The following is a 14643-nucleotide window of genomic DNA, read 5'->3' on the forward strand; positions in this document are numbered from 1 at the left end:
ACTTCTCGCCGCCACTTTTCTGGCGCCAATAAAAAGGCCGACAGATAGTCGGCCATTGAAGAGTTTATGCTCAGGAGAACCTCCTCGAGAGTGGCAGAGTGAACGACTGCACAACACTCGAGGAGATACACCAACAAGATAATCTCTCTTTCGATAGGACAAGGCGTAAATCCGAACACCCCATTGTTCCATCTTTTCTTACCAGGGCGGCCTGAACAACCGCCCTGTTCTTTTTGCTGATTAGCCCAGCAGTGACAGGGCAGACTGCGGACGCTGGTTGGCCTGGGCCAGGATGCTGGAAGCCGCCTGTTGCAGGATGTTCTGCTTGGTCATGTTGGCGGTCTCAGTCGCAAAATCTGCATCACGGATACGGGAGCGGGCGGCACTGACGTTTTCCGAGATATTGGCCTGGTTGCGGATGGTCGAATCCAACCGGTTTTGTACCGCACCCAGCTCGGCACGTTTGCCATCCACCACACCCAGCATGGAGTCAACGGCTGCCAGCACGTTTTGGGCGTTGCTCTGACTGCTGATGCTGATACCACCTGGGGTTGAGCCACTGGTAAAGATGGTTGAAACCGCGGCGACGATAGAGCCAGCAGGACCACTGGTAAAATTGGATGCAGCCGTCGCAATTCCTGAAATGCTGAAGCCGCCAGCCTGACTCAAACTAAAACCTATGGTCTGGTTGGCATCGGCCCCCACCTGGAAGGTTCCGCCATAATTGCCATCCAGCAGCTTGGTACCCGCGAAGGTGGTATCGGTAGAGATACGGTTGATTTCAGACCCCAGCTGATCCACTTCCTTCTGCAGGGCTTCGCGATCCTTGGCGGAGTTGGAACCGTTAGCAGATTGCTGGGCCAGGGTACGCATACGCTGCAGCATACCGGTCACTTCATCCATGGCCCCTTCTGCGGTCTGCGCCAGGGAGATGCCGTCGTTGGCGTTGCGGTTGCCCTGATCCAGGCCGTTGACCTGAGAGGTCAGACGGTTGGAGATCTGCAGACCGGCCGCATCGTCCTTGGCGCTGTTGATGCGCAGGCCGGAGGCCAGGCGCGTGTATGAGGTATCCAACGACTTGGTGGTGTTCATCAAGTTACGCTGAGCGTTCAATGATGAAGTGTTGGTATTGATAAACATGGCCATAAAAGATTTCTCCTGATGAACAAGAAACTGCGGGCTCTGCTTGCGTCAGTGCAGCCAGGGTCCCACCGTTCAGATGGACAGATTGAACGGTCTGTGCCATCTGGCGGGTCCCCTGTTTGAACAGACACAGGACCCGCAGTTGCGCAAATGTTGGTTTTCCGAACACCCCCTCGATTTGCTTCACTCTCTGTAACGGCAGTCCCATCAGAAGCTTTAAGCAATTTATTCAACCTCCCCACGCAAAAAACGGGCAACAGCCCTGTTCCAGGCGACGTGGCCGCAAAGCCCTGTCGTCACGAGATACTCCGACGCGACTCATGGATGTCTGCACAATAAAAATTGGCATGTTTTATGCTGAAGTTTATGTGTCGCCAGTTTATCGGCGCCCATAAAAAAGGCCGACAATGTCGGCCAAAGAAGAGCTTACGCTCAGGAGAACAACCTCGAGGGTGACAGAGTGAACGATCTGCGCAACACTCGAGGGGTAATACCAATAAGAGAAACTCTCTTTCGATAGGACAAGGCGTAAATCCGAACACCCCATTGTTCCATCTTGCTTACCAGGGCGGCCTGAACAACCGCCCTTTTCTTTTTCTTGCAATCAGTCAGCTTAGCCTTGCAGCAGGGAGAGCGCAGACTGCGGACGCTGGTTAGCCTGGGCCAGAATGCTGGAGGCAGCCTGTTGCAAGATATTCTGCTTGGTCATGTTGGCTGTTTCGGTGGCGAAGTCTGCATCACGGATGCGGGAACGAGCGGCCGAGACGTTTTCCGAGATATTGGACTGGTTGCGAATGGTCGAATCTAACCGGTTCTGCACCGCACCCAGCTCGGCACGCTTTCCATCCACGATTTCCAGCATAGCATCCACAGCTCCCAGCACGCTCTGAGCATTGCTCTGACTGCTGATACTAATACCTCCGGCTGTTGAGCCACTGACAAAAACCGTGGTTACAGATGCTGCTGTCGCAATACCAGAAATACTGAACCCCCCACCCTGAGTCAGGCTGAAGCTGATGGTCTGGTTGGCATCCGCACCGACCTGGAAGGTGCCGCTAAAGGAGCCATCCAACAGCTTGGTGCCCGCGAAAGTGGTCGCGCTGGAGATACGGTTGACCTCGGCCCCCAGTTGATCCACCTCTTTTTGCAGGGCTTCACGATCCTTGGCGGAGTTGGAGCCGTTGGCAGATTGTTGGGCCAGGGTACGCATACGCTGCAGCATGCCGGTCACTTCGTCCATGGCGCCTTCAGCTGTCTGCGCCAGGGAGATGCCGTCGTTGGCGTTGCGGTTGCCTTGATCCAGGCCGTTGACCTGGGAGGTCAGACGGTTGGAGATCTGCAGACCCGCCGCATCGTCCTTGGCGCTGTTGATGCGCAGGCCGGAGGCCAGACGAGTGTAGGAGGTATCCAGAGATTTGGTGCTGTTCATCATGTTACGCTGAGCGTTGAGCGATGAAACGTTGGTATTGATATACAGACTCATAATTTTTCTCCTAAGCTATTAAATTTTATCTTTAATTCACTCAGGCTTTATTTTGTTTTGTGCCTGATATGTTTAGTTAACGGCGCTGTTTGGTAAGACTTTAATTTCTTTTTTCTGCCTTCTTGGCAGTAATCGCCGCCTAACCTATATATCGGCCTCTATTTCCCAGCCTTGAGAAAAAAATCAGAATTTTTGCCACTGCGCCCCAACCGACACAAAGATTGGTGGCCAGCGCCCATGCCAGCCGGGTCTGTGCTGCCAGCCACCCGCCCTCCCCTGCCCCCAGAAACCCGCCCTGGCTCCCACTTTTGCATACCGGCATTGCTCACACGCGCCCCTTGCCCCTAAAATCGCCGCCCCATCATTTATTGGACGTGAGTTGTTCTCCATGCAGACACTGGTTGAGCAGATTGTTTACATCAGCGACATGTTTGGTACTGCGGTATTCGCGTTTTCGGGGGTATTGGTGGCAGGGCGCCTCAGAATGGACGGCTTCGGCGTCATGGTGCTGGCAGCGGTGACCGCCATCGGCGGTGGCACCATACGTGACATGATCCTGGGCGCCACCCCGGTATTCTGGGTACGCGACCCACTCTACATCTGGGTCGTCATCGCCACGGCCCTCATCGGCATGTGGATGGTCAAGTTGCCCCGCCGCATGCCCTGGTATGTGCTGCCGGTGGCGGACGCCTTCGGGTTGGCGCTCTTTACCGTGATTGGCGCCCAGAAGGCGCTCAACTTCGGCACCTCTGGGCTGATTGCTGTGCTCATGGGCACCATGACGGGGGTGGCTGGTGGCATGATCCGGGACGTGCTGGCCCGGGAAGTGCCCATGGTGCTGCAAAAGGAGATCTATGCCACCGCCTGCATCCTGGGGGGCATCCTCTATACCCTGGCGCTGGAGGTCAACATGGACAGGGTCACCGCCATGCTCATCTGCATGACGGCCGTTTTTGGCCTGCGCGTTGCCGCCATCTACTGGCACCTCTCCCTGCCGACCTTTTCGTTGCAGCGCAACTGAGCCGGGTCTGGGTGGGCGAGATCCCACCCTTGCAGGGGCAAGATTGAACCAAGCCCGCTTTTCTGTTGTCATAGAGTGGTCGTTTCAAGCCGGATTACCTCATGCAAAAACTTGGGCTCATTACCACGCTGATTCTGATGATGGTGGCAGCGGCTCATGCGGGGGCACAGGCCCTGTTCGGGCGCCTGGCATCCACCCCGGTGCAGCAGTTCAACCAGCAGATCCGTCAGGCGAGCAGCAGTCAGCAGGGCTGGGTCAACGACTATCGCGAAGTGGCTCGCCGCTTCGTGGGTCATGAAGACGTGCCCACCCGCATCCATGCCCAGCAGCTGGACAACGATCTGGTGCTCTCGGTGGCCCTCGATGGCCAGAAGAGCGACATGCTCTACATCCTGACCCTGTTTCGCAGCAACAACCTGTGGCAGATGCGTCAGGCCGAGATGGGCTGGCGCTGCCAGGGCCAGGAGACCTTTACCCCAGTCCCCTGCCCCTGATCATCACCGAAGATGTGAAATAAAAAAATCCGGCACCTTGGCCGGATTTTTTTATGGGCGCATGCACACGCTATCAGGGGCGGTACACCTTGACGTTGTCAAAGCCCTGCTCTTTCAGATAGAGCGCCTGCAACTTGCTCATCACGCCGCGATCGCAATAGAGCAGGTAGGTCTGCTCCTTGGGCAGATCGCCAAAGGCAGTCGCCAGCTTGAAGAAGGGGATGTGCAGAACGTCGCGCCCTTCCACCACCAGCGGCTTCTCGTCGCGCTCATCACTGGAGCGGATGTCCAGGATGACTTCGTTGGCGGCCAGCACCTGGGTGGTCTCCACCTCCTGCACCTGGGCGGCAGTCTCTTCGCCGATGCGGCGAATGTCGAGATAGCGGGCCTCGCTCACCACCTTGTCCAGGATGGCGAAGTCGAAGTTGGCCTCTTCCGCCTCGATGTTGGACAGCACTGCCTTGATGGTGGGCTTCTTGGAGATGACGCCGCAATACTCCGGCATGGTCTCTGCAAACTCCAGGGTGCCGATGCGACGCGCCTCGCTGATGATGTCCGGCTTGTCCCAGGTGATGAGGGGGCGCAGGATCACCTTGTCGGTCACCCGGTCGATCACGTTCAAGTTGGTGAGAGTCTGGCTGGAGACCTGGCCCACACACTCGCCGGTCACCAGGGCCTGGATCTGGAAGGTTTCCGCCACTTGGCCGGCGGCGCGCATCATCATCCGCTTGAGCACCACCCCCATCTGGCCGTTGTCGATCTTCTCGAGGATCTCGGCCACCACGGGCTCAAAATCGATGGCGGTGAAACGCACCTTGTGGGAGGCGCCGAACTTGCTCCACAGGTAATAGGCGACCTGCTTGACCCCGATCTCGTGGGCAGCGCCGCCGAGGTTGAAGAAGCAGTAGTGCACGCGGCAGCCGCGCTTGATGAACTGGTAGGAGGCCACGCCGGAGTCGAAGCCGCCGGAGAGCAGGCTCAACACGTCCTCCTGGGTCGCCATGGGGAAGCCGCCCATGCCGTGGTGGACGGCACTGATGATGTAGAGCTCGTCGTTTTCCACTTCCAGGTTGACCTGGATATCCGGCTTCTTGAGGCGCACACCGGCGGTTTCACAGTGCTGGTTGAGGCCACCGCCCACATAGCGCTCCAGCTCCAGGGAGCTGAAGTCGTGCTTGCCGACGCGACGGGCACGCACGCAGAAGGTCTTGCCTTTCAGGCGATCGCCCCAGACGGCGCGGGTCTGCTCGAAGATGTCGTGCAGATCGGTGAAGTTGCTCAGTTTCACTTCGAGGAAATACTGGATGCCAGGGATGCAGGCCAGCGTCTCGAGATACTGGGCGTGGAACTGATCGTTGCGGGAGCTCACTACCAGCTTGTCCCAGTCCATCCGCACGCGGGCGTCTTCGTCAAAGCGGCGCAACACGTTACGGATGTTGCCCTGCAGCATCTTGGTGAAACGCTGACGCACTGACTTGCTCTTGATGGTGATTTCGGGGAACAGCTTGATAATGAACTTCATGGTGTTGACTCGGGTGGCCTTGATTTAAGGGCGCGAATTATATCAGAAGTTTGGCGCCAGCGCCTACTGGCCAGGTGACGGCAGATTTTCCCACACAATGTTTGCCGCAAGGCGGCAATCTTGCGTATATTCCCGAGCCTGCGCCTTGGCCACCGGCTTGAACACTGACGATCCGATGAAGACCTATATCTACTACCCCGGCATGGAAGTACGGGATGAACTCTGGCTCAAGTTTGCTCTTGTTTATCTGGAGCGGCTCGCCTTCGTCTTCACCGTCAGCGAGAAGAGCGGCCTCACCGCCCTGCTCGATACCCTGCGCCAGCAGAGCGATCTGCTGGCCGAGCGGCCGGCACCAACCTTCTTTGCCGCCATCACCCCCCAAATCGAAAATCAGATTACCGGCCTTATCGCCCCCGATTTCGTCCGCCACAAGGTGTTTGGCAACAAGGAGTTGATCGCTCGCTGGCGCCAGCGTGCCAACCACGACTGCTTCTGCCCCGCCCAGCCAGGTCTGGAGCGGCTGCACGGTTTTTGCCTGAGCCACGGCTTTGCGACCCAGGATGAGGGGGGGATCAGAATGGCGCGACGCTTCGCCAACCTGCTCTCCATGCGCCTCGCCCGTGAGTGGGCGCTCGCCAATGAGGGGGCCCTCATCACGGATCACGACTACCTGGACAGGCTGCTGCACCTGCTCGAATCCCGCTACCACAACCGGGGTGGCCAGGATTGCTTCCACCTCGAAATCCCGCTGCAAGTGCCCACTCACCTCGCCGAGATCTCCTTCGATGAGCTGGTTGCCCTGCGCGGGCGCAGCGGTTTTCGCCAGCAGCTGGCCGAGTTTCATCAGGCCCTCGATGCCCTGCTCGCCATGCTGGGCAGCGGCTACGCCGACCCTGCCGTACTGGCCCGCTTCGAGCAGGCGCAGCAGGGGCTCAACCAGCTGCTGGGCCCAGAGACCCGCAGCCTGCCACTCACCACCCTTGTCAGCTGCTCATTGCCCGCCATGGCGATGATCCACAGGCTCAAGGAGAGTCACCCCGACAGCCACCTTGTCTTCCATCCCATCAAGAAGAGCCACTTTCACCAGCGCAAGAGTCAGCACTTCTTCACCCGGCTGGGTCAGGTCAAACCCTGACCCAGCGCCAGCACAGGGGCTGCCGTCAAGATATTGTCGCCCTGAACGAGGCCCCCCTGACCCGCCTGCCTCAGGAGGGGTTCTCCAGCCGAAACTCGATGCGATCGCTGTTGCCCGCCTCGTCCACCACCACCAGCTGGTAGCGCCCCGCCTCGCTCAGTACCTGATCCCCGTCCCAGCGCAGCCGCTGGCCGTTGAGAAACCAGTGCGGCTTGCCCACGCCCCCCAGCACCCTGGGTTGCAGGCGGTAGCGCTGACTGCGGATAAGATTCCCCTCCCCCAGCGCCAGGATGCGAATGGGAGCCTGCAAGTCGGCGCTCTGCTCCTCCCCCGCACAACCACTTGCCAGCAGCGCCTGGCGGCGCTCGCCGGGTGTGCGCCAGGGTTCCAGCGAGAGCGGCCAGAGCGCCCGAACGCCTGACTGAGCCGCATCCTGGCAGCGGGCCAGGGTCGGCTTGCCTTCGGCAGTGAGCGCAACCTGGCGCAGCGGCGAGGGCCAATCCATGGGATCCGGCAGGGTGGGCGGATCCCGCGCTTCCAGCAGCCAGGCGCTCTGGCGTTGCAGGCAGGCCTCAGGCAGGGTCGCACTTGCCTTGCGCCCCAGCGGCCAGCAGATCTCGGCCTCGCTCACCGTGTTGGGTTGCGCCGGCAAAGGGCTGTTGTCCGAGAGCCGCGAGTAGACCGAGAGCAGCAGCGGCACAGCCGCGCTCTGGCCATAAAAGCCCGGCAAGGGGGTACCGTCGGGGCGCCCCAGCCAGACCCCTATGGTCCAACGGCCGGAGACCCCCATGGCCCAGCTGTCCCGATAGCCGTAGCTGGTGCCCGTCTTCCAGGCCAGCCGGTTGACCCGGCCGGTAGCCTCGCTGGCGAAGGGTTGATCCGCCCGCCCCTGGGCACTCAATACCTGCCAGATGATCCAGGCCGCCCCCGGGCTCAGCAAGGGGCGGGGCACCGCCTGCTGCCCCGCCAGCCAGACCGGCATCGCCACCTGCCCCTGCCGGGTGAGGGCGCTGTAGAGCGCCACCAGCTGCTCGAGCCGAATGCCCGCCGCCCCCAGCGCAATGGCCGGGTTGGGCTTGTCCGAGAGCGCCAGCCGCACCCCGGCGTTGTCGAGGCGGCTGACCAGCTTGTCGGCCCCAAGCGCCTCCAGCACCTGCACCGCCGGCACGTTGAGGGATTGCTGCAGCGCCTGGGTGAGGGTCACAGGCCCCTGAAAGGCACCGGTAAAATTGGCGGGTCTATAGTCCGAGCCCAGCCTCGGGGCATCGGAGAGCAGGGAGGCCGAGTGCACCAGCCCCTCGTCCAGGGCCAGACCGTAAATGAAAGGCTTGAGGGTGGAGCCGGGGGAGCGGATCGCCTGCACCATGTCGAGGTAGCCGTGGCGGCGCAAGTTGCCATACTCGGCGCTGCCCACATAGGCGCGCACCGCCATTGTGCTGTTGTCCACCAGGAGCAAGGCGGCTGAGGTCTGCTCGGGGAAGCGGCGGATATAGCTCGCCACCCGGGCTTCCAGCCAGCGCTGCAGATCGCCATCAATCGTAGTGTGCACCAGGGCCCCCGGCTGGCTGCCAGCCGCCAGCCGGGCAAACAGCGGCGCCTCCATAGGCGTGAAGTGACCACGGGCCAGCACAGGCTCTATACGCCCCTCCTGCCACACCGCCTCGGGCCAGGCGCCCTGCGTCACCAACCGCTGCATCACCTTGTCGCGAGCGGCGCGGGCACGCTCGGGGTGCCTGTCCGGCCGGTAACGGCTGGGGGCCTGGGGCAGCACAGCCAGCAGCGCCGCCTCGGCGTGGGTCAGCTTGGCCGCGCTCTTGCCAAGATAGGCGAAACTCGCCGCCTGCACCCCCTCCAGGTTGCCGCCAAAGGGGGCCCGGTTGAGGTAAACGGTGAGCAGGGTGCGCTTGTCGTAATGCCACTCCAGTTGCAGCGCCCGCGCCATCTGGCGCAGCTTGCCGGGCACGCTCCTGTGGTAGGGCTCGATGAGGCGGGCCACCTGCATGGTGAGGGTCGAGCCCCCAGAGACGGCCCGCCCGTAGCGCAGCCACTGCCAAACCCCGCGTACCATGGCCACCGGGTTGACCCCGGGATGGCGCCAGAAATAACGATCCTCGTAACCCAGCAGCGCCTCTATATAGCGGGGGGAGACCTGCTCCAGGGTCACGGGGTAGCGCCACACGCCGCTGGTGTCGGCGAAGGCGCGCAGCGGCCGACCCTTCATATCGAGCACCACCCGCGCGTAGGCGGGATCCAGCGGTGGCGGCGGGAAGAGGCGATCCAGCGCCAGCAGCAACAGGATAAGGGCGATTGCCCCCATGCCCGAGCAGCGCAGCCAGGGTGGCAAACGGCCAAGCCAGGCACGGCAAACACGGCCACTGCGACTAAGCCTCAGCAAACTGCGCCGCCAGAGGGTGAGCGGGCGAACCCGCTCGAGGGAGGAAAGATTACTCAGAGATGCTCACCTCGTGAATATCCTCCCCCAGGGCCCGCAGTTCAGGTCGGTACATGTCCTCCACCTGGGTCGGCGGTACCGGATAACGACCCGGCGTCACCGCCCGCATCAGGTAGACCAGCTGCTGGTTGCCCCCCGCACTGAGATCCAGCGCCGCCGTGTAGCGATCGTCACGAAACTCCTGATGCTTGAGGTAGTCGTTCCACTCGCTCTGCCACGCCGGTTTCCCCTCAATCGAAAGCTCTTCCAGCTTGATGCTGTTGCCAAGGGCCGGATTCTCCAGCTCGAAACCGGCCGGCAGCATCTCCACCAGCAGGGCATCGGGCACCGCCGATTCGCTACTCACATTGAGCCGCACCACCACCAGATCGCCGACCCGAACCTTGGCAGGATCAAGCTGCTTGCCGTCGCCGTTGAACCAGCTGCGGGTGACGCTCATGCCCTGACTCAACCGAGTAGGAGCTTGTTCGGGGTAGCCGATCAGAGTGCGTTGCACATAAAGCGAGCCCTTGCCCTCGTTGGTAACGGCGCTGGCTGTCAGCGCCTCCGGGGCGCCGAGCTGCACACTGGCCTCGCCGGCAAAGGGGCGCTCGCCATCGGTAGATACCAACCTGGCCTGCCAGTCGGCGGCGGGATCAACTTGCGCCAGCCGCAGCAGGGCGAGGCGCTCCTGGGTGCTGAGCCACTGACGGTGAGCCAGGGTATCGGCCACCTTGGCGCTCAGCGCTGGCCAGCGCTCCTCGGCCAGCTTGTGTTGACGGAGCAGAGATAGCTCGAGGGCCTGGTCACGCAGGGGGGACCCGTAATCCCCGAGATAGTCGTCACCGCGCTCGGTCGCCTGCGCCCGGGCAAGGGCCTTGGCGGCGTTCTGCTCATCCCCCATGGCCGAGAGCGCCAGCGAGAGGTGGAGCAGCGGCAAACCGGAGCGGGCGTGATCGGCCTGTTGCTCCCAGATGAGGCGCAGGGTGGCGAGCGGCGCCTTACCCACCCGTGCCAGCACATAGGCGCTGTAGGCCTGATAGGCCAGCCGGCTATGCTCGGGGGCACTGCTCCAGCGCTCCCCGTACTGGCTGTCGGTCAGATAACTCTGCAACCGGTTCAGAGCCTGACTCAGCATGGCCTCCGGCACGGCATCCCCCGCCTCCTTGCGGGCCAGCAGATAGTCGGCGGCATAGGCGGTGAGCCACTGCTCCTCGTCGGAGCGTCCATCCCACAAACCGAAACCGCCGCTCGGCAGTTGCAGCCGCTGCAAGCGTTGCAGCAGGGCGCGCTGCAGATCCGCCTCGCTCACCGGCTTGCGGCCCTCTGTGGGTTGTGACCAGGCGACACGCTCATCCGCCGTGGTCAGCAAGTAAGGCCAGGCGCGCGACAGGGTCTGCTCCAGACAGGCATAAGGGTAATCGGCCAGCGCCCGCCACTGGGCGGCCGGATCCCAGGGGGGCGTGCCTGAGAGGCTGAGCAGCCCCTGCAGGTTGGTGCTATCCAGCCCGGCCAGCTCGCTCTGGGCAAAGCTCATCTGCTGACCCGGGGCCAGCATCTGGTAGCGCTGGCGCGTCTGTGCCGGCCAGGGGGAGCGCAGCGGCAGCGACCAGTCGCGGCTTATCGCAAAGCCCTTGCCGCTGGCCGCCAGCTGCAGGCTTGCTACGCCGCTGGCGCCTGTCACTGTGAGTGGCAGGGTCAGCCACTGCTCCTCACCGTTTTTAAGGGAAAGGGTGCTGGGCAGCTCGCCGTTTGCCTTGAGCCCGCCGTTGAGGGTCCAGGCAAGGGAGAGGGTCTGATCCTCGCCGCTCATGTTGCGCAGCTGCACCAGGGCCCGGGTCTGATCCCCGCGAGCGCCAAAGCGCGGCCAGCCAATTTCCGCCACCAGGGGCGCCACTACCTTGACGGCACGCTCGGCCTGACCCACCTGCTGCTCGTTCCAGGCCAACGCCATCAGCGCCAGCTCGCCGTTGAAGTTGGGCAGATCCAGCGGTATCACCGCCTTGCCCTGCTCATCAAAACTCACCTCGCCACTCCAGAGCGCAGCGACCTCGACCCGGCTCTCCAGTGCTCCCCCCTTCTTCAGGGCCGGGGCATCACCGCCGTAGTTGAGGCGAGCCAGCTTGCCGTCCTGGGGCGGGATCACCTGACCGTAGTTGTCGAACAAGTCTTGTGCGAAGCGCTTGCGACCGAAGAAGATCTCGAACGGGTCGAGTGGCTTGTAGTCGCTGATGTTGAGCACGCCCCTGTCCACCGCCGCCAGCACCACCCGCCCCTGACTGTTGGGGGTGGAGGTAGCGGTCACTTCGAGCCGGGTGAGCGGCACGGCTTTATCCGGCGCGCTCAGGGTGAACGGCAAGCGGCGCGCTTCCCGGTCGAGCGTCAGCGGCACCAGGCCGACCGAACGCAGGCTTTGAATGCCCTTGCTGCTCGCTGGCCTCGACTCGCTGTCAGGGACGGCGATCTGGGCCGAGATATGGAGATCATGACGTTGCCACTCGGGGCTGATGGGGATCTCGAACTCGCCACGCCCTTCCCCCTGCCCGGCGCCTTCGGCGTTCAGCTCGATGCGCTGCCACCAGCGCAGGCCGTCGCCATCTTCCACCAGCAGCAACCCCTTGCCCGGACGCGGTGCCACCAGGGTCACCTTGGCCTTGTCACCCGCCTGATAGGCTCGTTTGTCGAGGGTGATGGCAATCTTGTCGGGCCGCGCCTGCTCGCCACCGCCGCCCCAGGCGTAGCTGCCGATCTCCAGCCGCAGGCTGGATTGATGGCCCTGGCTGTTCTCCACCTCGAGGCGATACCAACCGGCCGCAAGGGGCAGGCTGAGGGGGGTCGGCCCCTTGCCGTCCAGCTGCAGGGTCTGCTCCTGCTCCAGATAGGGCTGGCTGTTGAACTCGTACTTCCACCCCTCGCCGTCGGCGTAGTGCCAGTAGTAGTCGCGGTACTCGTTGACCAGGCGCACCTTCACCTCCCCCGCCACCGGCTGGCCCTGGTCGTCGAGGTTGAGGATCTGGAAGGGCAGCGGTTTGCCCCCCTCTACCCGCTCCGCCACGAAATCGGCCCTGAGCGCCGGCCACTGGCTGCCGGCGGGCCAGCCGTACTGGGTGCGGCTGCGATTGACGGCGCGGCCACCGGGCTCGGAGAGCGACACCCGGTAGGCCACCTCCAGCGGCCCGAGGGCACGCACGCCATCGAGCTCATCTTGCAGCAAGAAGGCTCCCTGCCCCTGAGCATTGAGGGTGAGGTTGACGGGTTCGAGTACCTTGGCCTGCTCGGCGAGCAGCACGTCCCCTAAGGTAAACTCCTGCCACTGAGTGAAGGGCATGGTGGCGCGGCTTATCTTCACCTCCGCCTTCGCCTTGGTGCCGCTCGCCGGGGCACCGTAGAGGTAGTCCCCCTGCAGCGGCAAGGTGAGGGCCGCTTCCGGGCTCTGCAATTCCCCATCCGGCCCCTTGCCGAGCTGCAGTTTCAGCCGTTCGGGCAGGAACTCCTCCACCAGGAAGGGCCACTCGAAGCGGCTGCCTGCCGATGTCTTGAGGGTGATGGTCCAGCGCCCCAGGGGCGCATCCTGCGGCAGGCGCAGGCCGTAGTGGGCGGCGCCCAAGGGGTCAGGCAGCAGCCGTTTCTGCTCCAGCAGCTGACCGTCCGGCTGTTTCACCTCCAGCTCCACCGCCATGCCGGGCAACAGCTGGCCATCCTGCCCCTTGAGCAGGATCTCGCTGTCGAGCCGCTCGCCGGGGCGGTAGAGATCCCGTCCACTGAACAGATAGAGCTGCTGGGCCTGCCAGGGCTGGGTGCCCAGATCGAAGGTAGAGAGATCGAGGGCCGCGTCATCGAGGCGCAGCACCGCCAGATGCTTGCCCTGCTCGGCCAGCAGCAGGCGAGCCCCCTGCACCTGATCGAAGCGACGATGGCCCTGGGGATCCGTGGTTTGCACCTGCAGCCGGTTACCCTTCTCGTCGAGCAGGGAGAGTTGCACCTCCTTGAGGGGGTCGGCGGTTGCCAGGGAGCTGACGAACACCTCCAGTCGATCCCGGTAGCGGCGGGCACTGAGCCCCATGTCGCTCACCGCGAAATAGGTGGTCTCCTTGCGCCAGTCGTAGTTGCCAAGGGGAGACATCACCGCAAAATAGACCCCGGCCTCGGCCAGTTGCGGCTCCTTCACATTGATAAGGCGGGTCTCGCGCCGGTTGGCATCGAGCGCCAGGGCATAGCGGCCGCTGAACACCCGCTTGGCACGCTGGGTGACCTGCTCCAGCTCCCAGTTGCCCATGCCGGCGCCGGGGCGATACTCGGCCAGGAAGCGCGGCAGATACTCGGCATCGATCCGGAAGAAGTCGATGTTGACCTCGTCCACGTTGACCGCGCTGATGGGCAGGCGCAGCTCCTCGCGCAGGGGCAATACCATGCCACTGGCGGTAAAGGAGGCCCCCGCCTCCAGCGGCCGGGTCTTGAGGGTCCAGCGCTGGGGAGATGGGCCCAGCCCCGCCTTGAGACTCACCTCATAGCTCTTGTCGGGCTGGACGTTCGGGAAATAGAGGGTGCGGCCATCTTCGGCCAGGATCCACTCCCCCTGCACCTGCTTGCCACCTTCATTGACAATGAGCCAACTCTGCCAGTTCGCCTTGGGCGTCAGGGGGCCGGAGAAGACCAGTGCCAGCGCCGGGGCGTCCCTGTACTGGCGGGCATTGGCCTGCACCACTGAGGTCGGTGCCCCGGCCTCCTGCTGCACCTCGGTTGGGGGGGATGCGGGCGCCGGGGTGTCCGGGCCGCAGCCTGCCAGCAGCAGAGCCCCCACCCCCGCCAATAACGAGGCCAGTAAGCGAGGGACGCGAGACACAGGAGAGGGCTTGAGGAGACGCATAGGTTTGATCCCGGGTTGAGTCGCTGCCAGCGCAGCGCAGGAGCCAATAGGATAAAACGTCGCCCCCATTAACACAAAGCTCAGTGCGGCGGACACATCATCCACGGCATTCCGTGACTGGCAGCAGAAATAGCTATTAATGAGCCAGTAAATAATATTTCCCATTCGAAACTCTTTTTTAGGCAGTTATTTTATACAGGTAAACTCCTCCCCGTTTTCTGAACCCAAGCTAGACTGGGGGCAACAGTTCCCTTGTGTGGTATAGGAATACTCTTTATTCTCTGGCACCGCTGAAGTTGTAGAAGCAATCAGCCTAATATCAAGCAGTTAAATATTTTTTAAACATTGAGTTCCTGTGCCATAAATTAAATGCAGGCAAGGTCAGAGTGCCCCCCACACGCTGAACTCAGTGTTCTTTATCACTACACACCCTATGCCTGCTGGCCCGACACCTGTGTTGGGCCAGCATGGTTGTGTGCTCATCCCCCGTCGGAGTCATACCAGAATGGAAAATAATGATCTGTCCATAGTCGAAAAAAGGTTGGTT

The 14643-nt window shown here is 62.4% G+C and carries 8 protein-coding genes; 3 read left to right on the forward strand and 5 right to left on the reverse strand.

Annotated elements, in window-relative coordinates; all coding sequences use genetic code 11:
- Nucleotides 1–240: 240 nt before the first annotated feature.
- Nucleotides 241–1146, reverse strand: a complete 906-nt coding sequence (locus tag Aeroheme_RS13230) for a flagellin (RefSeq protein WP_368169359.1) — start codon at nt 1144–1146, stop codon at nt 241–243.
- A gap of 610 nt (nt 1147–1756) precedes the next feature.
- On the reverse strand, nt 1757–2626 hold the full coding sequence (locus tag Aeroheme_RS13235) for a flagellin (RefSeq protein ID WP_368169358.1): 870 nt from the start codon (nt 2624–2626) through the stop codon (nt 1757–1759).
- Nucleotides 2627–3014: 388 nt separating this feature from the next.
- On the opposite strand from Aeroheme_RS13235, the gene Aeroheme_RS13240 reads away from it, so the two are divergent.
- Together Aeroheme_RS13240 and Aeroheme_RS13245 are read left to right on the forward strand one after the other, a co-directional pair.
- A complete protein-coding gene (locus Aeroheme_RS13240) occupies nt 3015–3647 on the forward strand; it encodes a trimeric intracellular cation channel family protein (protein WP_025326511.1) in 633 nt (210 codons plus the stop codon).
- 101 nt (nt 3648–3748) lie between these two features.
- Nucleotides 3749–4141, forward strand: a complete 393-nt coding sequence (locus Aeroheme_RS13245; RefSeq protein ID WP_005326432.1) for a hypothetical protein — start codon at nt 3749–3751, stop codon at nt 4139–4141.
- Between the two features lie 73 nt (nt 4142–4214).
- Here Aeroheme_RS13245 and thiI read toward each other — a convergent pair whose 3' ends face one another.
- Nucleotides 4215–5663 carry a tRNA uracil 4-sulfurtransferase ThiI gene (gene thiI, locus Aeroheme_RS13250; RefSeq protein WP_042648533.1) on the reverse strand — a complete coding sequence of 483 codons (1449 nt, stop codon included), beginning with the start codon at nt 5661–5663 and terminating at the stop codon, nt 4215–4217.
- 175 nt (nt 5664–5838) lie between these two features.
- Between thiI and Aeroheme_RS13255 the strand changes: the two genes are divergently transcribed.
- The gene (locus tag Aeroheme_RS13255; RefSeq protein WP_411166005.1) at nt 5839–6798 is read left to right on the forward strand and encodes a hypothetical protein; all 960 of its coding nucleotides are present in this window, start codon (nt 5839–5841) and stop codon (nt 6796–6798) included.
- Between the two features lie 70 nt (nt 6799–6868).
- Here the strand turns inward: Aeroheme_RS13255 and pbpC are convergent, their stop codons facing one another.
- Together pbpC and Aeroheme_RS13265 are read right to left on the reverse strand one after the other, a co-directional pair.
- The gene (gene pbpC, locus Aeroheme_RS13260; protein WP_411167247.1) at nt 6869–9115 is read right to left on the reverse strand and encodes a penicillin-binding protein 1C; all 2247 of its coding nucleotides are present in this window, start codon (nt 9113–9115) and stop codon (nt 6869–6871) included.
- 127 nt (nt 9116–9242) lie between these two features.
- Entirely contained in the window at nt 9243–14096 is a 4854-nt protein-coding gene (locus tag Aeroheme_RS13265; protein ID WP_411166006.1) for an alpha-2-macroglobulin family protein, read from the reverse strand.
- Between the last annotated feature and the right edge of the window lie 547 nt (nt 14097–14643).

The sequence above is a fragment of the Aeromonas sp. DSM 116730 genome, from assembly GCF_046581335.1.
Classification (GTDB): Bacteria; Pseudomonadota; Gammaproteobacteria; order Enterobacterales; family Aeromonadaceae; genus Aeromonas; species Aeromonas rivipollensis.